Consider the following 18,759-nt stretch of genomic DNA (forward strand, 5'->3'; position numbering starts at 1 on the left):
GTCAGCACCCTTCCAGGATCGCGACGACACCCTGGCCGCCGGCCGCGCAGACGGAGATCAACCCGCGCGAGCCGGGCCCCAGGTCGTGGAGCATCTTGGCCAGGGTGGCCACGATACGACCGCCGGTGGCGGCGAACGGGTGTCCGGCGGCCAGCGAGGAGCCGTGGACGTTGAGCCTGCTGCGGTCCACCGTGCCGAGCGGGCCGTCCAACCCCAGCCTCCCGGTGCAGAACTCCTCGGACTCCCAGGCGGCCAGGGTGGCCAGGACCGTGGAGGCGAAGGCCTCGTGGATCTCGAACCGGTCGATGTCGTCCAGGGTCAGCCCCTGACGAGCGAGGAGGCGGGGGACGGCGTACGCAGGAGCCATGAGCAGCCCCTCGTCGCCGGACACGTAGTCCACGGCCGCGACCTCGGCGTCCACGAAGCGGGCCAGGGCGGGCAGCCGGTGCTCGGCCGCCCACTGCGGACTCCCGAGGAGCACCAGCGCGGCCCCGTCGGACAAGGGCGTGGAGTTGCCGGCCGTCATCGTCGCGCCCTCCCCCTTGCCGAAGACGGGGGACAGTCCGGCGAGCTTGTCGACGGAGGTCTCCGGTCGCAGCCCCTCGTCGCGGGAAAGCCGCAGGAAGCCGGTGGCGAGGTCGTCGAAGAAGCCGGCGTCCCACGCCGCCGCGAGCTGGTGGTGGCTGGCCGCCGCGAGCTCGTCCTGCGCCTCCCGGGTGATGCCCCACTCCCGGGCGGTCAGGGCCTGGTGCTCCCCCATCGACAGGCCCGTGCGTGGCTCGGCGTTGCGCGGCGTCTCCGGGGCGAGGTCACCGGGGCGGACCGCCGCCAGCGCCTTGGCCCGGGCCATCGGGGTGCGTGCCCTGCTGGCGCCGAGCAGGGCCTTGCGCAGCCCCTCGCCGACCGCGATGGGCGCATCGCTGGCCGAGTCCACGCCCCCGGCGACACCGGAGTCGACCTGCCCGAGCCGGATCTTGTTGGCGACCTGGATGACCGTCTCCAGGCCGGTGCCGCAGGCCTGCTGCAGGTCGTAGGCCGGAGTCGTCGCGGCGAGCGCCGACCCCAGGACCGCCTCCCGGGTGAGGTTGAAGTCGCGGGCGTGCTTGAGCACGGCGCCCGCGGCGACCTCGCCCAGGCGCTCGCCCGCCAGCCCGAAGCGGGCGACGAGCCCGTCGAGGGTGGACGTGAGCATGGCCTGGTTGGAGGCATCGGCATAGGCACCCCCCGCCTTGCCGAACGGGATCCGGTTGCCGCCGAGGATGACGGCATCGGTGAGCTGGTCGGGCATGGGGAGATCTCCTCGCGGGCGGGGTCACGACGGGGCAACTATCTGATACCGACTGTAGCCGATACAGCGGGTACGCGGTACTCTCGAGGGTATGACGATCCAGACCGCCGGGCCGGGCCGGGCCGCGGCCGAGCCCCGGGACGGGCGGGACTCCCGGTGGGAGGCCCACCGCACCCGCCGCCGCCGACAGCTCGTCGAGGCCGCCCTCAAGGCGATCCGCCGCCACGGTGCCGGTGTCGGCATGGACGAGATCGCCGCGCAGGCCGGCACCAGCAAGACCGTGCTCTACCGCCACCTGGGGGACCGGGCCGGGCTGTACGGCGCCGTCGTGCAGGCGGTCGACGAGAACGTCCTCACCGACCTGGAGGCTGCACAGCAGCAGGGTGGTGACGTCGTCACCCGGATCGAGGCCATGGTGCGGTCCTACCTGGCGCTGGTGCAGCGGGACCCGGAGATCTACCGCTTCGTCATGACCCGCCCCCTGGAGACCACCGAGGGCGATCCCGACGACCCGGTGCATCGACTCACCGACCGGGTCGGCGAGCAGATCGCCGTCGCGATCCGGGACCACCTGGTCGCCGCCGGCCGCGCGGCCGAGGCGGACACGCTGGCCCTGGCCTGGGGCCACGGCATCGTCGGGCTCGTGCGCGCCAGCGCCGACCACTTCCTCACCGGCCGCAGCACCACCCAGCTCAGCGTCGACGCGGCCACCCACGCCGTCGTCGAGCTCATCCGACCAGCACTCGCAGGAGGACCCCGCCCATGACCACGTCCGCCCAGCCGCAGACCCACACCCCGCAGCCGGACACCGACGTCAGCATGCCCGCCAGTGCCGACGCGGCGGCGACCCGACCGCGCTCGCAGGAGGAGCTCACCGACCTCGGTGAGGCGCTGCGCCGGGCGACCGGAGGCCGCTACGGCCCGGTCCGCGACCTCGCCCGGGCGACCGTCTCGGCCGCGACGATGGTGCGCGACCCCGAGCTCACGATGCCGCAGGCCCGCGAGTGGACCACCGACGCCCTGCGGCGGCTCGTCGACCTGGGGATGGCCGGGAGCGGCTTCCCCGTGGCCCAGGGAGGCCTGGACGACGTCGGTCGCTCCTGCGTCGACTTCGAGATGACCGCCCACGGGGACCTGTCGCTGACGGTGAAGTCCGGCGTCCACTTCGGCCTCTACGGCGGGGCCGTCACCGCGCTCGGCACGCAGTGGCACCACGAGACCTTCCTGCCGCCCATCCTGTCCATGGAGCAGGTCGGGTGCTACGCCATGACCGAGTTCGGGCACGGGTCGGACGTCGCGTCCTTGGAGACCACGCATACCTATGACCCGAGCACGGACGAGATCGTCGTGCACTCCCCCACCCCCTCGGCGACCAAGACCTACATCGGCGCGGCCGCCCACGACGCGCACGTCGCCACGGTCTACGGCCAGCTCGTCGTGGACGGGGAGTCGCACGGCGTGCACGTCGTCGTGGTCCCGATCCGCGACGAGGACGGGCACCCCGCGCCCGGCGTCACGCTCGGCGACAACGGCGCCAAGGGCGGGCTGGCCGGGGTGGACAACGGGACGATCACCTTCGACCAGGTGCGGGTCCCGCGCAGCCACCTGCTGAACCGCTACGGCGGGATCGACGACGAGGGCCGCTACGTCTCCGACATCGACAGCGACGGCAAGCGCTTCTTCACCATGCTCGGGACCCTGGTGCGCGGGCGCATCTGCGTGGCGGCCGGCGCCGCCACCGCGTCCCGCAAGGCGCTCTCCATCGCCACGCGGTATGCCCTGCGCCGGCGCCAGTTCAGCGCGCCCGGGCACGACGGCGAGGTCCTCCTGCTGGACTACCTCGCCCACCAGCGCAAGCTCATCCCCGGCATCGCCACCGCCTACGCCCACATGTTCGCGGTCAACGAGCTCACCGAGCGGCTGCAGGAGCTGCACGAGATGCCGACCAAGGACCAGGAGGCGCAGCGCGAGCTGGAGACCCGGGCCGCCGGGCTCAAGGCCGTCACCACCCGGTTCGGCAACGACACCATCCAGATGTGCCGCGAGGCGTGCGGCGGCGCGGGCTACCTCGCCGAGAACGGCCTCACCACGCTGCGTGGCGACGCGGACGTCTTCGCCACCTTCGAGGGCGACAACACGGTGCTGCTGCAGCTCGTCGCCAAGGGTCTGCTCTCGGGATACAAGGAGATGTGGGGCGACCTCGACATGCGCGGCATGGTGCAGTTCGCCGCGCGCGCCTTCGGCGGCCAGTTCGTCGAGGCCACGGCCGCCCGGCCGCTGGTCGAGCGGCTGCGCTCGGCGGCCGCCCGCAAGGGCGACGACGACACCCTGCTCGATCGCGGCTGGCACCTGGCGATGTTCGCCGACCGTGAGCGCCACGTCCTGGAGACCCTCGCGACCCGGCTGCGCCGCCGCGCCGACGACCAGGACTCCTTCGAGGCCTTCAACTCGGCGCAGGACCACGTGCTCCTCGCGGCGCGCACCCACATGGACCGGGTCGTGCTGGAGGCCTTCGTCTCCGGGGTCGAGGCGTGCGAGGACGAGCAGGTCCGTGAGGTGCTCGAACGGCTCTGCTCGCTCTACGCCCTCAGCTCCATCGACGCCGACGCCGGCTGGTTCCAGGCCCACCACCGGATGTCGGCGGGCCGCGCCAAGGCCGTCATCGCCCAGATCAACACGCTGTGCGCCGAGCTGCGGCCGCAGGCGCTCGAGCTGGTCGAGGGCCTGGGCATCCCCGAGCCCTGGCTCAACTCCCAGATGCTGCAGGACGAGACCGCCGCCCGCTGGACGCCCGGCGCCCCGGTCTGAGCGCCGCTCAGCGCACGCCGTGCGCCCACAGGTCGCGCAGCAGCGCCACCTCGGCGAGGTGGTGGATGACCTCGCGGTTGATGTGCAGCACGAGGGTGAGCATCGGGGCGTCCGCCCACGGACCCTCCGCCGGCCCCACCGGGCGCCCCAGCGCCTCCTCGTCGAGCCCGCGCACCCCGGCCGACCAGGCGGCATACGCCGCGTCCAGCTGGTCGAGCGCCCCGGCCGCGGTGCCCGCGTAGTCCCAGCTGAGGATGTCCGCCGGTGGGCCGCCGAAGTGGCTGTGCGCGCGGGCGCCCAGCACCCCGACGACGACGTGTCCGAGCCGCCACGCGATCGAGGTGACGGGCGCCGGCTCCGGCTCCGGGTGAGCCCAGTCCAGGAGCCACTGCCCGCCCCCGGCCCGCGCCGTCACCGAGGGTGGTGGTGCGGCGTCCCGCGGACGCGCGCTCCAGGTGCCCGGGGCGGACTCCCAGAGATACTCCTCGTCCGTCAGCCCGTCCAGCCTCGGTCTTGCCTGCCCGTGCCAGTGCCAGTCCAGCTGCTCCAGCAGATCCGTCGTCAGTGCGTCCATACGCCGAGGACACCACGCGAGCCGGACAGGTGATGTCCGCGGTCGTGGCACAGTGGCGCCATGACCGATCCGACGACCCGGGTGCTGAGGTTGCTGGGGCTCTTCCAGACGCGGGCGCTGTGGACCTCCGAGGAGCTCGCCGAGCGGCTCGGCGTGACCACCCGCAGCATCCGGCGCGACATCGACCGGTTGCGCGAGCTCGGCTACCCGGTGCGGGCCAGCAGTGGGACCGGGGGCGGCTACCAGCTGGGCGCAGGGGGCTCGCTGCCCCCGCTGCTGCTCGCCGAGGACGAGGCGGTCGCCATCGCCGTGTGCCTGCGGCTGGCCGCCGGCGGCAGCGTGGCCGGCGTCGCCGACAGCGCGGTGCGGATCCTCGCCAAGCTCGACCAGGTCATGCCGGGCTCGGCCCGCGAGCAGGTCTCCGCGCTCCACGACAGCCTGGTCACCGTCGGCACCCCCGCCGCGGTGGTCGACCCCTCGATCCTCATGGCGGCCTCGCGCGCCTGCCGCGACCGGCTGCGCGCGACGCTGCGGTACGTCGCTCGCGACGGCGAGGAGTCGTGGCGCCGGATCGAGCCCGCCAGCCTGGTCGCGGTGAGCTACCGGTGGTACCTGCTCGCCTTCGACCTCGACCGGGACGACTGGCGCAGCTTTCGACTGGACCGGGTCCAGGAGCTCGTCGTGGGCACCCTGCGCGGCGCCGTCCGCGAGGTCCCCGACCCCGCGGCCTACATCACCCGGTCGGTGACCCGCTCCCCCTACCGGTTCGTGGCGACCGCCCGGGTCCGGATGTCCCTGCCGGACCTGGCTGACCGGGTGTCGCCGCTGGCCGGGGAGATCCGCGACCTGGGCGAGGGGTGGTGCGAGCTCGTGACCGGCGGGGAGTCACTGGACTACCTCGTCGTGGAGCTGCTCCTGCTGGGCGCGGAGGTCGAGGTGGTGGACCCGCCCGAGCTGGTCGAGCACCTGCGGACGGTGCTCGACCGGCTCGGGGGCGGGGGCCAGGGCAGCGCGCGTCGCAGCAGCCCGTAGGACGCCAGCGCCAGGAGCGCACGAGGTAGAGCAGGCCCGCCACGGCCCGGCCCTCGGACCAGACGCCGGGCACCTGGAAGAAGACGCTGACGTCGACCGGCAGCAGGGGCACGTGGGCAGGAAAGGGGTGGTCAGGAGGAGAGGCCGGACCGGGTCGCCGAGCGTGGACCGGGTCGCCGACGGCGTCCGGGTGCCGGCGGTGGTCAGCGGGCGGCGAGGCCCGCCAGCAGCGCGCCGCCGAGGACGACGACCGTGGCGAGGGCATGCGCCCACCCGGCCTGCTTGAGCACGATGAGCAGCTCGCGCAGGTAGGCCGCAGCAGGATCCGTCGGCACCCGCACCCCCACCACCCGGATCGGCAGCCGGTGCCGTCGGACCAGCCACCGGGTCCGCGGAGCGTGGTAGGCGCTGGTCACCACCGCGTAGGGCGGCGGCGCACCCCGGTCGCGCAGCAGCGCCGCGGAGAGCCGGAGGTTCTCCACGGTCGTGGTGGCGCGGTCCTCGAGGACGATCGGAGTCAAGGGGTCGACCGCGTGCACCCACCGCCCCATCGCGACGGCCTCGGCGGGGCGACCCCGGGTGCCGCGGCCTCCGGTGAGCACGAGCGGGAGGGCGGGTGCGTCCTCGTCGAGGCCCCCCTCCTGCTCGCCGGCCCCGTCGCCGCGTCCGGACCCTGCCCCGAGGGCGGCCCGTGTCGCCAGCCCGCCCCGCAACCGCGCCGCGAGTTCCTCCCCCACCTCGCCGTCCGGCACGGGGGCGCCGAGCACGACGACCGCCCCGCAGCCGGACGCCGTCCCGGGACGGCAGAGCCGCCACCGCGCCACCAGGAGGATGAGGAGGGCGAGGCCCGGCCAGGCGGCCAGCAGCAGCAGACCCGCGCCCAGCCCGACCGCGACCGGGCCGGGGGCGTACCCCAGGAGGGTGAGCCCGACGACCGGCACGAGCGCCGTGCCCAGCCCGCCGACCAGCGCCCCGCGGGTGTCACCGTCGCGGCGGCCCCGCGCGAGCCGGCTCGAGGCATACCTCAGCAGCAGCCCGGGGAGCCCGAGCCCGAGCGCCGCGAGGACGACCCCGCTCCCGAGGAGCGGGACGAAGAGCGCCTCGCTCAGCCGCGGGCCTCGGCGAGCACGGCGGCCAGCGTGTCGGTGACCTGCCTCAGCTCGTCCTCGGTGATCGTCAGCGGCGGGGCGAGGCGGATGGTCGAGCCGTGGGTGTCCTTGGCGAGGACGCCCCGGTGGGCCAGCGCCTTGCACGCCTCCTTGCCGGTCATCAGGTCCGGGTCGATGTCGATGCCGGCCCACAGACCGCGCACGCGCACGGCCTTCGCGCCCTGGCCGACCAGCGCGCCGAGCTCTGCGGCGAAGACGCCCTCGAGCTCCTTGGCGTGCGCCTGGTGCTCGCCCGTGGCGAGCAGGTCGACCACGGCCTTGCCCACCGCGGCCGCGAGCGGGTTGCCGCCGAAGGTCGAGCCGTGGGTGCCGGGGGTGATGACTCCCATGACGTCGGCGTCCGCGGCGACGGCCGAGACCGGGACGATGCCGCCGCCCAGGGCCTTGCCGAGGGTGTACATGTCGGCCTCGACGCCCTCGTACTCGCAGGCCAGCGACGTGCCGGTGCGCCCGAGACCCGACTGGATCTCGTCGGCGATCATGAGGACGTTGGTGCTGGTGCACAGCTCGCGCAGGCCGGGCAGGTAGCCCTCCGGGGGGATCATGACACCCTGCTCGCCCTGGATCGGCTCCACGAGCACGGCGGCGGTGTTGTCGGTGATCGCCGCCTCGACGGCCGCCAGGTCGCCGTAGGGCACCGCGACGAAGCCGGGGGTGTAGGGACCGTAGTGGTCGTGCGCCTCCGGGTCGTCAGAGAAGGAGATGATGGTCGTCGTGCGGCCGTGGAAGTTGCCGTCCATGACGATGATCTCGGCCTGTCCCTCCGACACGCCCTTGACCTGGTAGGCCCACTTGCGGGCGATCTTGAGCGCCGTCTCGACGGCCTCCGCACCGGTGTTCATCGGCAGGATCATGTCCTTGCCCACCAGGCGGGCCAGCGCCTCGCAGAACGGGCCGAGCTGGTCGTTGTGGAAGGCGCGCGAGGTCAGGGTGGAGCGGTCCAGCTGGTCCTTGGCGGCCTGCACCAGGCCCGGGTGCCGGTGCCCGAAGTTCAGGGCCGAGTAACCCGAGAGCGCGTCGATGTAGGTGCGGCCCTCGACGTCGGTCACGTGGATGCCCTCGGCGTGCCCCACGACCACCGGGAGCGGGCTGTAGTTGTGGGCCGCGACCTGGTCCTCGAGGTCGATGTAGGCCTGGTTCGTGGACAGCTCAGTCATGCTCGTCATCCTAGGGGTCGCGCGGGGGTCGGGAGGCAGGGCCCGGGGGTCGGGGTGCACGACTCCACCGCACCGTGTAGTCATGCATACCTCAGTATACCTATGCAGCCGGTGCACCGGTGCGGCCCTGACCGCGCATCCGGTGCGGCCCTGGGGTCGGGTGGGTCAGGTGGTCTCGAGGGCGTCGCCGGCCTGCTCGGGCAGCAGGAGGTAGGCCGCCACCGCGCCGACGACGAAGGCCGCACCGAAGATCGCGAACAGCGCGGCGTTGCCCCAGGCGCCCAGGATGACCGGCACGAGCAGCGGGGCCGCGATCGAGGCGATGCGCCCGAAGCCGGCCGCGGCGCCCGCACCGGACGCGCGGACGCTGGTGGGGTAGATCTCCGGGGTGATGGCGTACAGCGCGCCCCAGGCACCGAGGTTGAAGAAGCTCATCGCGCAGCCGGCGGCGATGATCTGCCAGACCTCCCCCGCCAGACCGAAGCAGACGGCCGCGGCGGCCGACCCCAGCAGGAAGGTCGCGAGGGTGACCCGCCGGCCCCACACCTCCACGAGGACGGCGGCGAGGGCGTACCCGGGGAGCTGGGCCACGGTGATGACCAAGGTGTAGCCGAACGAGCGCACGAGGTCGAAACCCTGGGCGTAGAGCAGGCTGGGCAGCCAGATGAACGCGCCGTAGTAGGAGAAGTTGACGCAGAACCACACCACCCAGATGCCGGCCGTGCGGACGCGGTAGGAAGCCGACCACAGCGCCCCGGGCGTCTTCGGAGGCGCCTCGGGCAGCGCCCGGCTCTCCTCGTGCGGCACCCCGGCGGACTCCTCGAAGGCCCGCACCACCTCCTCGGCCTCGGCTGCCCGGCCGCGCCGCTCGAGGAAGAGCGGCGACTCGGGCATCCCCCACCGGATGACGACGGCGTAGAGCGCCGGGACGAGGCCGAGCGCGAAGGCCCAGCGCCAGCCGTGGTCGCCCAGCGGCACGACGAAGAAGCCGATGAGCGCCGCCAGCAGCCAGCCCACGGCCCAGAAGGACTCCAGGATGACCACCATCCGGCCCCGGATCCGGGTCGGGGACAGCTCGCTGACCAGCGTGGAGGCGACCGGCAGCTCGGCGCCCAGCCCGATGCCGACGAGGAAGCGCAGCACCAGCAGCGCCGCGAGCCCGGTCGCGAGCGCCGACGCCCCCGTCGCGAGCCCGTAGACGAGCAGGGTGAGGGCGAACACCGTGCGGCGGCCGTAGCGATCGGCGAGCATGCCGCCGAACGTCGCGCCCAGGGCCATGCCGACGAAGCCGATCGACAGCAGCCAGGACTGCTCGGTGCGGGTCAGGTCCCACTGCGTGGCGATCGCCAGCCCGACGAAGGAGATGAGGCCGACGTCCATGGCGTCGAGGGCCCAGCCGGTGCCGGAGCCGAGGAGTACCCGGGTGTGCGCCCGGGTGTAGGGCAGGCGGCCCATCCGCTGCGGCCGCGTGGGCAGGGACTGGTCGGTCACCCGTGTGCTCACCATGAGCATAGATGGTATGCCCCGGCCCCCGGTCGACGCACGCGCCCCACGCGCCTGCGGCCCCGCCTCAGCGCGGCAGGGAGGTGAGCAGGGCCAGGATGCGGTCCACCGAGTCGGGGGGAAGCACGCCGCTGCCGCCCAGCGCGGTGCGCACGTAGATGCCGTCGCTGACCCGGAGCACGAGGAAGGCGAGGTCGGCGTCCCCCAGCGCCTCCGTGAGCGCCGCCAGGAAGTGGTCGTCCAGCCGCACCAGGGCGTCCCTGGCCACCTGGTGCTCATCGAGCTGACCGAGCTTGAGGAGGGCCAGGTAGGTCCGGTCCAGGGGCTGGTCGGCGGCGATCGACTCGCGCAGGAAGACCTCCAGGGCGTCCGGCATCCCGGACAGCCGCTCCTCCTCGGCGGCGCCGTAGACCTCCAGCCGGTCAGCCAGGCCCTGGACCAGGGCGTCCTTGGAGCCGAAGTGGTAGAGCAGCCCACCCTTGGAGACCCCCGCCTGGTCGGCCGTCGCCGCGAGCGTCCCGGCTCGCTCCCCGTGCTCGATGACGAGGTCCTGGAAGGCGTCGAGAAGACGCGACCGTGTCTGCTCACCCTTGGACATGGCCCCATCCTAAGGGTTGGTACTAAACCGTCCAGACGGTACAGTGGGAGCGTGACCACGACCGCTCTGCCCGCACCCGCAGCGACCCTGCGCGCCACCCGGCGCGACTGGGCCGGCCTCGCCGTCCTCATGCTGCCCGTGCTCCTCGTGTCCATCGACACGACCGTGCTCAACTTCGCCCTCCCGCAGATCGCCCGGGACCTCTCCCCCACCGCCGTCCAGCAGCTGTGGCTCATCGACGCCTACCCGCTGGTCCTGGCCACCCTGCTGGTGACCATGGGCACGGTGGGGGACCGGGTCGGTCGGCGTCGAACGCTGCTGGTCGGCGCCACGGGCTTCGCCGGGGTGTCCGCGCTGGCCGCCTTCGCCCCGACGGCCGAGCTGCTGCTGCTCGCGCGCGTGGCCCTCGGCGTGTTCGGCGCCACGCTCATGCCGGCCACGCTGTCGCTGCTGCGGACCATGTTCCTCGACCGCGCCCAGCGCCGCCTGGCCATCGCCATCTGGGCGACCGCCTTCTCCGTCGGCTCGGCCCTGGGCCCGGTGGTGGGCGGGATCCTGCTGGCCCACTTCGCCTGGGGGTCCGTCTTCCTCGTGGCCGTGCCCATCCTGCTGCCGCTGCTCGTCCTCGGCCCCTTCCTCATCAGGGAGTCGCGGGACCCGGCGCCCGGCCGGGTGGACCCGGTCGGCATCGCGCTGTCGATGGCCGCCCTGGGCGGCCTGGCGTGGTCGGTCAAGCACACCGCGGTGGGAGGGGTCGACCTCGTCGCGGTGGCCGCCCTCGTCCTCGCACTGGGTTCCGGCGTCCTCTTCGTGCGTCGCATGCGGCGCACGGCCGACCCGATGCTCGACGTCGGTCTCTTCGCCGTCCCGGTCTTCTCAGGTGCCCTGGCGGTCAACCTGCTGAGCATCGTGGCCCTGACCGGGTTCCTCTTCTTCGTCACCCAGCACCTGCAGCTCGTCGAGGGGATGCCGGCGCTCGACGCCTCCCTCGTCCTGGTGCCGGGGGTCGTGGCCATGGTGGCCTCCGGCCTGCTGGTGGTCCGCGTGGTGCGCCACGTCCGACCGGCCCTCGCCGTGGTCGGCGGACTCACCTTCTCCTTCTCCGCCTACGCGCTGCTGGCCGTGGGCGGCGAGGGGGTCACCGTGCCGCACATCGCGCTGGCCTTCGCCCTGCTCGGGGTGGGCATCGGCGCGGCGGAGACGATCTCGAACGACCAGATCCTCACGGCCGTCCCCCCGGCGAAGGCCGGGGCCGCCTCGGCGGTCAGCGAGACGGCCTACGAGTTCGGTGCCGTGCTGGGCACCACGGTGCTGGGCGGGGTGCTGACGGCCGTCTACCGTTCCTCGCTCCGCATCCCCGCCGGGACCGACGAGGAAGCCGCCGCCGCGGCGCGCGAGACCCTGGGCGGCGCGGCCGCGGCGGCCGAGCGGACGGGCAACCCGCAGCTGCTCGAGGCGGCGCGCTCCGCCTTCGACGCCGGGGTCGGGGTCACGAGCACGGCGGGCGCCCTGCTCGTGGCCGTGGCCGTCGTGGTCGCCTGGACCACGCTGCGCCGGGCCGAGAGCTGAGCAGCCCGGGGGCTACCGGTAGTTGGTGAACTGCAGGGCCACGTCGAGGTCCTTCTCCTTGAGCAGCCGCTGGACCACCTGCAGGTCGTCGCGGGACTTGGAGGTGACCCGCAGCTCGTCGCCCTGGATCTGGCTCTTCACCGTCTTGGGGCCCTCCTCGCGGATGATCTTGGCGATCTTCTTGGCGTTCTCGCTGGAGATGCCGCTCTTCAGTGCCGCCTCGAGGCGGTACTCCTTGCCCGACGCGTAGGGCTCGCCGTCGTGCGTGTAGTCGAGGTGCTTCAGCGACACCCCGCGCTTGACCAGCTTGGTCTGCAGCACGTCGAGGACGGCCTTGCACCGCTCCTCGCTGTTGGCGGCCATCGAGATGCTCTCGCCGGCGAGCTCCACCCGGGCGCCGACGTTGCGGAAGTCGTAGCGGGTGGAGATCTCCTTGGCCGCCTGGTTCACGGCGTTGGCGACCTCCTGGTGATCGACCTTGCTGACGATGTCGAAGGACGAGTCGGCCATGGGCATACCTCCTGTGTCGTGGCGGTCCGGCGGCTCCTGGACGAGTTCGGAGCACCGGGGCATCACTGTTAGCATGTCACCCGCGCTTAGCGCACTGGCAGGTTGTCCGAGCGGCCAATGGAAGCGGACTGTAAATCCGTCGGCGTATGCCTACGCAGGTTCGAATCCTGCACCTGCCACCAGCGAAACCGCAGGTAGAGGGGCATCCGGACTTCAGGTCCGGGTGCCCCTCTCCTCGTCTTTGGCGGGGCAACCCCACCGGAACCCCTCCAGTTGTCCACATCCAGCGGGTCCAGCCAGAGCGGCGCGAGCCAGATGCGAGGATCAGCACCATCCCGACCGCGACGCGCGTCGGCCACGCAGAGCAGACAGACGAGAGGTAAAGTTCAGGCATGGAACATATGTTCGAACTTGACGGCCAGACTGTCCACTTCAGGTCTTCGGAGGATCTAAGCCATCTCCCCGACGAGTCGGTGGATCTCGTCATCACGTCTCCTCCCTACTGGAACCTGAAGGACTACGGCCACCCGGAGCAGATCGGAAACGAGTCCTACGAGGGCTACCTAGAGCGCTTGGATGCAGTTTGGGCAGAGTGCTACCGAGTCACTAGGCCGTCGGGCGTCTTCGTCCTCAACGTCGGCAACCGCCGCCACAAGAAAGTCTTCTACCCGATCGCCATGGACATCGTTGGCCGCATAGAGGGCTGGCAACTGTGGGATCACGTGATCTGGTATATCCCCAATGCCCTTCCGCAGCCGAACGCCTACCGAGAGCGTCTTCTAGACAACAAGTTCGAGAATCTTTTAGTCTTCACGAAGGATGGAAGGACAGACTTCAAATTTCATAAACCCCGTGTCCCGCAGAAGTACGCCACGGCCGATCCCCGAACTCATAATAAGAACCCCCTGGGTAGGTGCCTCGGAAACATCCTCCGGATCCCTGCCTACCGACCCCCGACAGTCAAGAGGATGGGCTACCATGTTGCGGCCTTTCCGGAAGAGTTGGTCGCCTTCTTCCTAGCGTGCTACACCGACCCAGGGGACATAGTCCTCGACCCGTTCGTCGGATCCGGAACCACCCTCAAGGTGGCACGCCACATGGAACGCCAGGGAATCGGGGTGGAGATCAATCCGGAGTTCGAAACGCTCTTGCGACAGCGCATAGTTGAGCGGTTCGAAACTCCTGATTGGAAATCACTTGACATCCTGCACTCTGCTACCAACGTTCCAGGGATGAACGGGTCCCGAAAGGCTCACCTTCTTCGCGGGGTCCAACAGCAAGATGGGACCCCTAATATCCTGCCCTTCTAGCCCTTCTATCCCTTCTAGGTGACCTTGGGGTCCCTCATGCTCGAATGAAGGCCTCCCCGGCATCCACCCATAGGCCCTCTTCGTCCGCCTCCGCATGGATCAGAACGGCATCGCCATAACGGTCGAGGAAATCAAAGTGGTTCCGAGCGTCGGGCAAGACCACGTGCAGTCGTACTCCGGTGTGATACGCGGCCACGACGGCGACCTTCCATAAGGTGGCCAGCTGGAAGAATTCGTCCGCTACCCGCAGGATCCCATCCAGCCCCGCCGTGTTGCTTTCAAAGCCGTGACCGTCAGCTAGCACCGCAAGCACCATGTCCTCATCCACCGCGTTCAGGGCAGACCGGGCTCGCTCGGCGTCCGCCGCCTTGGATTCCCCATACTGACCGATGTTGGACGAATGCAGCATGGAAATTACACACACCCGCGGCTCCGCCTGGGTGGGAACCACCAAGTCGAACGACTCACCGGCAACGCTGGCATCAGCAGTCATGCCATTTTCAGCCTTACCTTCCGGTTCGAATGGGATGCCCAGGCTTCGCAACAGGATCGCGACTCGCTGCTCCGCATAGTGGCCAGACCTCTTCGCGCGTTCCTGTCGAATGTAACCTGGATGAGTGCCTTGTTGGAGTGCTTCCAGCGCTCCAGGCAACGAGGATTCAGGCACGGAGAGCAGCGGAGTGAAGACCATACGCATTCGAGCAAGGAGATACGGCGCCGCCACCCCCCAAGCTGCATGACCGGCGATTTTGTCTATCTTGCTCGGCGTAGGAGTACCGCGCTCGCGAAGTGCTGGTTTTATGTCACTTCGTAACTTCTCGCGTGTTAGCCCAAGCAACTTGACCAGAGTGAAGATCAGTTCAGGGTGAGCTATCAGGCTGCCCTTCAACAAGGAGACAACCAACTCATCTGGCTCTGCGTCGAGGGATTGTATGATCTCGATAAGGGCCTCAACGTGCGCGACCGGGAGCGGCGGGCACTGATCGAACGTTTGTTGGAATGGGTCCTGCGTGTGGTCCCAGACGTGGGCTTCATATTCGCGGCGGCGCTCATGCAGTTGTGTCATGCGTGGCAATGTACGCACCTGTACGCCGCGCAGATGCACCGGGAAGCCGCTCGCCGAACGGCGAGCAACGCGCCGTGCGCCGCGGGAACGAACGCCTCCGGGGACGAGTAGTTCCGCGCAGAAGCCGCAAAGACGACCGGCACTACCCTGGCCGACTCTTTCGGCTATCCCAGCGCGAGTGGGGCACCGGCACCCCCAAGTTAGCCCTGTCCCGCAGCAAGGTGCCCCCGCTGGTCGACGCTCTCGTGGAGGACCTTTGTCGCGTGCCGGGTGCGATGGAGGCTTTCATTCCACGGAAGGATGAGAGTCATGGCAGCACCGAGGAAGTACCCGGAGGAGCTTCGGGACAGGGCGGTCCGGATGGCGCTCAATCTGCGGCGTGACCCGGCAACCAGGACCGGCGCGCTGCGCCGGGTGGGTGAGCAGCTGGGGATCAATCCCGAGACGCTGCGCAACTGGGTCACGCAGGCCGAGATCGACCAGGGTCACCGTCCTGAGACGACGAGCGAGGAGACCAGACGGATCACCGAGCTCGAGCGCGAGGTCAAAGAGCTACGACGGGCGAACGAGATCCTGCGGACGGCCTCGGCGTTTTTCGCCGCTGCGGAGCTCGACCGCAAGCTGAGGTGAGCATCGCGGTGCTGGTCGACTACATCGACCAGCACCGCGACAGGTTCGGGGTCAAGCCGATCTGCACCGTCCTGGCACAGGCCGGGATGCCGATCGCCCCGAGCAGCTACTACGCCGCCAAGACCAGGCCGCCCTCGGCGCGGTCGGTGGCCGACCAGGGCCACCGGGAGGCGATCCGGACCGTGCACGCCGACAACTACGGCGTCTACGGCGTCCGCAAGATGCACGCCGAGCTGAACCGGACGGGACACCGCATCGCCCGGTGCACCGTGCACCGGCTCATGCGGGCCGAGGGACTGCGCGGGATCACCCGCGCCAAGGGACCCAGGACCACGATCCCGGGCACCGGGCCGGACACCCGCCCGGACCTACTGGACCGCGACTTCCAGGCACCCGCACCGAACCGGGGTGTGGGTCGCCGACATCACCTACTGCTGAACCCGGGGCGGTTCAATCTTGACAGCTCGAGCCCCGGAAACCCCGCATCAACGCGGCGACCAGGCAGGCGTGCTGGTCGGAGATCACCAGCTGCACACCGGACAAGCCGCGTTTCTTCAGGCCGGTCAGGAACGCCCGCCAGAAGACCTCGTCCGCCCCCGCAAGCGGGAGGTACCCCCAGCTGTCGCCGACGTCCAGGCCCAGGATCTCCCGGCGGCCGAGCTCGGTGACACCGGTCGCGATCACCACCGCCTTGGACACCACCATCGCGGCCTCGGTCCGCACATGCAGGTACGTCGCGTCCAGGTACACGTACGGGAAGGCGGCGTGGTCCAGTCGGCGGGTGCAGAACGCCCCCACGGACTCGTCCAGGCCGGCGCAGATCCGCGACACCTCGGACTTGGAGATCCCCGTCCCGCCGAGGGCGACCACGAGGTCGTCGACCGAGCGGGTCGAGACGCCGTGGACGTAGGCCTCCATCACCACCGCGTACAGCGCCTGGTCGATCCGCCGGCGTGGCTCCAGGATGGACGGGAAGAAGCTGCCCTGGCGCAGCTTGGGCAGCGCGACGGTGACGTCACCGCCCTTGGTCGTCACCAGCTTCGGGCGGGTCCCGTTGCGCTCGGTAACCCGCGAGGCAGTGCGTTCGTACCGGGCGGCGCCGATGGCCTCGGTGGCCTCGGCCTCGATCAGCTCCTGCAGGACCATGCGCACGGACTCGCGCACCAGATCCACGCCCTCACCGGCGCGAAGTGCATCCAGCAGGTCGGACACGGCAGACTGGGGAAGGGTCATCGGTGAGATCTCCTCTGGTGAGTACTTGGCGGTACACACCTGGGGGCACCTCCCGCTTGCGGGGGCGCATCTCGCCGATGACCTCCCCACGTCACAGAGTCACACCCACTCCCCAAACCCACTACTCCGCGGGACTCTTACCCGTTTCCCCCCTCGCCGCCAGGCCCCGGTAGGCCGTGGCAGCGGCCGGCTCGCGGGCTCCGGCGCGACTGCTGCAACAGCCCGGCCGTCCGCGACATAGTCCAGGTGCACGGGTCGACGTGGCCCGACCCCAGACCGCAGGAGGACCGATGGCCCTACGCCTCGCCGGGACCGGCCCTCACCAGGGCGGGTCCGGGAGCGCCCGGGACACGGCGTGGTTCGACGGGTTCTTCGCCCAGCACGCGACGCAGATCCACCGGTACTTCGTCCGCAGGGCCACCGGCAACGACGTCGAGGACCTCACCGCCGAGGTCTTCGCGACCGCGTGGCGGCGCCGCGACCGCATCCCGGCCGAGCACGAGCTGCCCTGGCTGTACCGCACCGCGTCCTACGTGCTGGCCAACCACCGCCGCAAGCCGACCCTCACGCTGCTGTCCGACTACTCCGGCCAGGACGACGCCCCCGACCAGCACATGCGCAGCGTCGACCCGGCCGACCTCGTCATGGCCGACGACGAGGTGCGCCGCGCCCTCGCCGGGCTCAGCGCCCGCGACCGGGGGATCCTCATGCTGCACGCCTGGGAGGGGCTGGACGGCGAGGGCCTCGCCCAGGCCCTCGGGCTCACCCGGGGCGGGGCGGCCGCCGCCCTCTCCCGCGCCCGGGCCCGGCTGCGCGAGGCCTGGGAGCACGACCACTGACCTCCCGGGCCCGCCCGGCACCACCGCACCACCCGGCACCACCGCACCACCCGGCACCACCGCTCGAAGGAGACCCTCATGGTCCAGCACCACGGCGACGAGGCCCTGCACCGCCTGCAGGCCAGCGACCCGGCCACCGGGTCCCACCCCGACCTCCACCGGCTGCGCTCCCTCGTGGCGCACAAGGCGCCCGCGAGCCAGGGTGCCGAGCGGGCCAGCCGGGTCGACGACGACCTGCTCCGGGGGCCGTCGATCCGGGCCCCGTGGGTGGCCGCGGCGTGCATCGCCGCCCTCGCCATCGGTGCAGGGGGGTATGCGCTGGGCAGCCAGCGCGCCAGCGGCACCCTGCTCGTGGCCGGGGAGGACTCGCTGCTCTCCCCCGCCGGCGCCGGCATCGACGCGGGCCTGGGCGCCGAGCTGGCCGGGCAGTCCTTCTCCACGAGCAGCTCCTCGGCCGAGGGCGCCGCAGAGCCCTACGACCCCGGCCCGGTCCGGCTCGTGCCGGGCGCCGGCCTCTCCGCCGAGCGGACCACCGCGCCGGTGCGCGTGCTGCGCAGCGAGGAGGACCCGCAGGCGTTCGTCGACGACTGGGCCCGGACCCTCGGGCTCCAGGGCGCGCCGATCCCGACCGACGTCGAGTTCCTCCCCGAGGACAACGTCGGCGTGGCCGAGGCGGAGACCGGGCGGATGATCATGGCCTCGACCGAGGGCGGCGGGCTGCACGTCAGCTACACCGACGTCTTCTCCTCCCCCGAGTGCCGGGAGACCCTCGAGCTGGGCTATGCGCAGGAGCGGGAGATGCTGCAGGAGTTCTGGGAGAGCACCTTCGGCCCGGACGCGCCGCTGCCGACGGCGCAGGACTGCCGCGACGTCGGTGACGCACGGCCCAACGACGAGCAGGCCCTCGCTGCCGCCCGGGACTTCCTCACCCTGGCCGGCATCCCCACCGAGGGGTTCGACGTCCGGGTGCAGGACTACCACGACGAGGGCTCGAGCACCGTCTACGTCGAGGCCGCCCCGGAGGGCGGGGCCTACGGGCCGCGCCACATCACCCTGACCGTGGGCCCGGCCGGGGTCGTCGACGCCTACGCGGGGCTGGGCGAGATGGTCTCGATCGGCGACTACCCCGTCATCTCCCCGGTGGAGGCGGTCCAGCGCTACGGGCTCCGGGAGTTCTCGATGGAGTACGGCGTGCAGCTGCCCGAGGACCTCGACGAAGCACCCGTCGGGGACGAGGTGCTGACCTTCGTCGAGCCGCAGATCCCGGACAGCCCGGAGGTCACCGACGGGATGGACCTGCCCCTGCTCCTCAAGGACAAGGAGGTCACCGGGGCCACCCTGGTCCAGGGGACGATCTACACCCAGTCCGGCAGCATGGAGGTGCCGACCTGGGAGCTCACCACCGACGACGGCATGAGCTACCCGGTCATGGCGGTGGCCGACGAGGCCATCGACTGGGTCGCCTGGGAGTGA

At 71.2% G+C, this 18,759-nt stretch carries 16 protein-coding genes, 1 tRNA gene, 2 pseudogenes and 1 other annotated feature; of the genes and pseudogenes, 10 read left to right on the forward strand and 9 right to left on the reverse strand.

Features of this window, described 5'->3' with window-relative positions:
• Position 1 precedes the first annotated feature (1 nt).
• Positions 2 to 1,288 carry an acetyl-CoA C-acetyltransferase gene (locus Q0795_RS10340; RefSeq protein ID WP_298889401.1) on the reverse strand — a complete coding sequence of 429 codons (1,287 nt, stop codon included), beginning with the start codon at positions 1,286 to 1,288 and terminating at the stop codon, positions 2 to 4.
• A 91-nt stretch (positions 1,289 to 1,379) separates the two neighbouring features.
• Between Q0795_RS10340 and Q0795_RS10345 the strand changes: the two genes are divergently transcribed.
• Positions 1,380 to 2,054, forward strand: coding sequence for a TetR/AcrR family transcriptional regulator (locus Q0795_RS10345; protein WP_298889403.1), 675 nt, complete (start codon positions 1,380 to 1,382; stop codon positions 2,052 to 2,054).
• A complete protein-coding gene (locus Q0795_RS10350; protein ID WP_298889404.1) occupies positions 2,051 to 4,096 on the forward strand; it encodes an acyl-CoA dehydrogenase in 2,046 nt (681 codons plus the stop codon). Before Q0795_RS10345 ends, Q0795_RS10350 begins: the two co-directional genes overlap by 4 nt.
• A 7-nt stretch (positions 4,097 to 4,103) precedes the next feature.
• Here Q0795_RS10350 and Q0795_RS10355 read toward each other — a convergent pair whose 3' ends face one another.
• The gene (locus tag Q0795_RS10355) at positions 4,104 to 4,670 is read right to left on the reverse strand and encodes a DinB family protein (protein ID WP_298889406.1); all 567 of its coding nucleotides are present in this window, start codon (positions 4,668 to 4,670) and stop codon (positions 4,104 to 4,106) included.
• 60 nt (positions 4,671 to 4,730) lie between these two features.
• Here Q0795_RS10355 and Q0795_RS10360 point away from each other — a divergent pair, with 60 nt between their 5' ends.
• A complete protein-coding gene (locus tag Q0795_RS10360; protein WP_298889408.1) occupies positions 4,731 to 5,702 on the forward strand; it encodes a YafY family protein in 972 nt (323 codons plus the stop codon).
• Positions 5,703 to 5,905: 203 nt separating this feature from the next.
• Here Q0795_RS10360 and Q0795_RS10365 read toward each other — a convergent pair whose 3' ends face one another.
• The 4 genes from Q0795_RS10365 to Q0795_RS10380 all read right to left on the reverse strand — a co-directional run bounded on the left by Q0795_RS10365 (position 5,906) and on the right by Q0795_RS10380 (position 10,129).
• A complete protein-coding gene (locus tag Q0795_RS10365; RefSeq protein WP_298889409.1) occupies positions 5,906 to 6,643 on the reverse strand; it encodes a YdcF family protein in 738 nt (245 codons plus the stop codon).
• Between the two features lie 164 nt (positions 6,644 to 6,807).
• Positions 6,808 to 8,028, reverse strand: coding sequence for an ornithine--oxo-acid transaminase (rocD, locus tag Q0795_RS10370; protein ID WP_298889411.1), 1,221 nt, complete (start codon positions 8,026 to 8,028; stop codon positions 6,808 to 6,810).
• A 165-nt stretch (positions 8,029 to 8,193) separates the two neighbouring features.
• Positions 8,194 to 9,534 (reverse strand): MFS transporter, encoded by a 1,341-nt coding sequence (locus tag Q0795_RS10375; RefSeq protein ID WP_298889413.1) that lies wholly within the window; start codon positions 9,532 to 9,534, stop codon positions 8,194 to 8,196.
• Positions 9,535 to 9,598: 64 nt separating this feature from the next.
• The gene (locus tag Q0795_RS10380) at positions 9,599 to 10,129 is read right to left on the reverse strand and encodes a TetR/AcrR family transcriptional regulator (RefSeq protein ID WP_298889415.1); all 531 of its coding nucleotides are present in this window, start codon (positions 10,127 to 10,129) and stop codon (positions 9,599 to 9,601) included.
• A gap of 51 nt (positions 10,130 to 10,180) precedes the next feature.
• Here Q0795_RS10380 and Q0795_RS10385 point away from each other — a divergent pair, with 51 nt between their 5' ends.
• A complete protein-coding gene (locus tag Q0795_RS10385; protein ID WP_298889417.1) occupies positions 10,181 to 11,698 on the forward strand; it encodes an MFS transporter in 1,518 nt (505 codons plus the stop codon).
• Between the two features lie 12 nt (positions 11,699 to 11,710).
• Here the strand turns inward: Q0795_RS10385 and Q0795_RS10390 are convergent, their stop codons facing one another.
• Positions 11,711 to 12,208, reverse strand: a complete 498-nt coding sequence (locus Q0795_RS10390; protein WP_298889419.1) for a YajQ family cyclic di-GMP-binding protein — start codon at positions 12,206 to 12,208, stop codon at positions 11,711 to 11,713.
• A 96-nt stretch (positions 12,209 to 12,304) separates the two neighbouring features.
• Between Q0795_RS10390 and Q0795_RS10395 the strand changes: the two genes are divergently transcribed.
• Positions 12,305 to 12,390 (forward strand) — tRNA-Tyr (locus Q0795_RS10395).
• A 210-nt stretch (positions 12,391 to 12,600) separates the two neighbouring features.
• On the forward strand, positions 12,601 to 13,518 hold the full coding sequence (locus tag Q0795_RS10400) for a site-specific DNA-methyltransferase (protein WP_298889421.1): 918 nt from the start codon (positions 12,601 to 12,603) through the stop codon (positions 13,516 to 13,518).
• A 34-nt stretch (positions 13,519 to 13,552) separates the two neighbouring features.
• Here the strand turns inward: Q0795_RS10400 and Q0795_RS10405 are convergent, their stop codons facing one another.
• The gene (locus Q0795_RS10405) at positions 13,553 to 14,584 is read right to left on the reverse strand and encodes a hypothetical protein (RefSeq protein WP_298889423.1); all 1,032 of its coding nucleotides are present in this window, start codon (positions 14,582 to 14,584) and stop codon (positions 13,553 to 13,555) included.
• A 309-nt stretch (positions 14,585 to 14,893) separates the two neighbouring features.
• On the opposite strand from Q0795_RS10405, the gene Q0795_RS10410 reads away from it, so the two are divergent.
• Together Q0795_RS10410 and Q0795_RS17260 are read left to right on the forward strand one after the other, a co-directional pair.
• Positions 14,894 to 15,214, forward strand: coding sequence for a transposase (locus Q0795_RS10410; protein ID WP_298889425.1), 321 nt, complete (start codon positions 14,894 to 14,896; stop codon positions 15,212 to 15,214).
• Positions 15,172 to 15,315 (forward strand) — a sequence feature (AL1L pseudoknot). It overlaps the preceding gene by 43 nt.
• Positions 15,301 to 15,522 (forward strand): annotated as a pseudogene (locus Q0795_RS17260) (IS3 family transposase); the annotation flags it as partial. Its footprint overlaps the feature before it by 15 nt.
• Before the next feature lie 148 nt (positions 15,523 to 15,670).
• On the opposite strand, the pseudogene Q0795_RS10415 reads toward Q0795_RS17260, so the two are convergent.
• Positions 15,671 to 16,447 (reverse strand): annotated as a pseudogene (locus Q0795_RS10415) (IS256 family transposase); the annotation flags it as partial.
• Positions 16,448 to 16,737: 290 nt separating this feature from the next.
• On the opposite strand from Q0795_RS10415, the gene Q0795_RS10420 reads away from it, so the two are divergent.
• Positions 16,738 to 17,286 carry an RNA polymerase sigma factor gene (locus Q0795_RS10420; protein WP_298889427.1) on the forward strand — a complete coding sequence of 183 codons (549 nt, stop codon included), beginning with the start codon at positions 16,738 to 16,740 and terminating at the stop codon, positions 17,284 to 17,286.
• Between the two features lie 78 nt (positions 17,287 to 17,364).
• Positions 17,365 to 18,759 (forward strand): hypothetical protein, encoded by a 1,395-nt coding sequence (locus Q0795_RS10425; RefSeq protein ID WP_298889429.1) that lies wholly within the window; start codon positions 17,365 to 17,367, stop codon positions 18,757 to 18,759.

This window comes from uncultured Serinicoccus sp., from assembly GCF_947487915.1.
Classification (GTDB): Bacteria; Actinomycetota; Actinomycetes; order Actinomycetales; family Dermatophilaceae; genus Ornithinicoccus.

Excerpts from the sequence above, each read along its gene's own strand:
- Q0795_RS10350 (WP_298889404.1), top strand. The coding sequence starts at position 2,051 with ATGACCACGTCCGCCCAGCCGCAGACCCACACCCCGCAGCCGGACACC.
- Q0795_RS10425 (WP_298889429.1), top strand. The coding sequence starts at position 17,365 with ATGGTCCAGCACCACGGCGACGAGGCCCTGCACCGCCTGCAGGCCAGC.
- Q0795_RS10390 (WP_298889419.1), bottom strand. The coding sequence starts at position 12,208 with ATGGCCGACTCGTCCTTCGACATCGTCAGCAAGGTCGATCACCAGGAG.
- Q0795_RS10345 (WP_298889403.1), top strand. The coding sequence starts at position 1,380 with ATGACGATCCAGACCGCCGGGCCGGGCCGGGCCGCGGCCGAGCCCCGG.
- Q0795_RS10405 (WP_298889423.1), bottom strand. The coding sequence starts at position 14,584 with ATGACACAACTGCATGAGCGCCGCCGCGAATATGAAGCCCACGTCTGG.
- rocD (WP_298889411.1), bottom strand. The coding sequence starts at position 8,028 with ATGACTGAGCTGTCCACGAACCAGGCCTACATCGACCTCGAGGACCAG.
- Q0795_RS10410 (WP_298889425.1), top strand. The coding sequence starts at position 14,894 with ATGGCAGCACCGAGGAAGTACCCGGAGGAGCTTCGGGACAGGGCGGTC.
- Q0795_RS10360 (WP_298889408.1), top strand. The coding sequence starts at position 4,731 with ATGACCGATCCGACGACCCGGGTGCTGAGGTTGCTGGGGCTCTTCCAG.
- Q0795_RS10420 (WP_298889427.1), top strand. The coding sequence starts at position 16,738 with ATGGCCCTACGCCTCGCCGGGACCGGCCCTCACCAGGGCGGGTCCGGG.
- Q0795_RS10340 (WP_298889401.1), bottom strand. The coding sequence starts at position 1,288 with ATGCCCGACCAGCTCACCGATGCCGTCATCCTCGGCGGCAACCGGATC.
- Q0795_RS10380 (WP_298889415.1), bottom strand. The coding sequence starts at position 10,129 with ATGTCCAAGGGTGAGCAGACACGGTCGCGTCTTCTCGACGCCTTCCAG.
- Q0795_RS10355 (WP_298889406.1), bottom strand. The coding sequence starts at position 4,670 with ATGGACGCACTGACGACGGATCTGCTGGAGCAGCTGGACTGGCACTGG.
- Q0795_RS10375 (WP_298889413.1), bottom strand. The coding sequence starts at position 9,534 with ATGGTGAGCACACGGGTGACCGACCAGTCCCTGCCCACGCGGCCGCAG.
- Q0795_RS10400 (WP_298889421.1), top strand. The coding sequence starts at position 12,601 with ATGGAACATATGTTCGAACTTGACGGCCAGACTGTCCACTTCAGGTCT.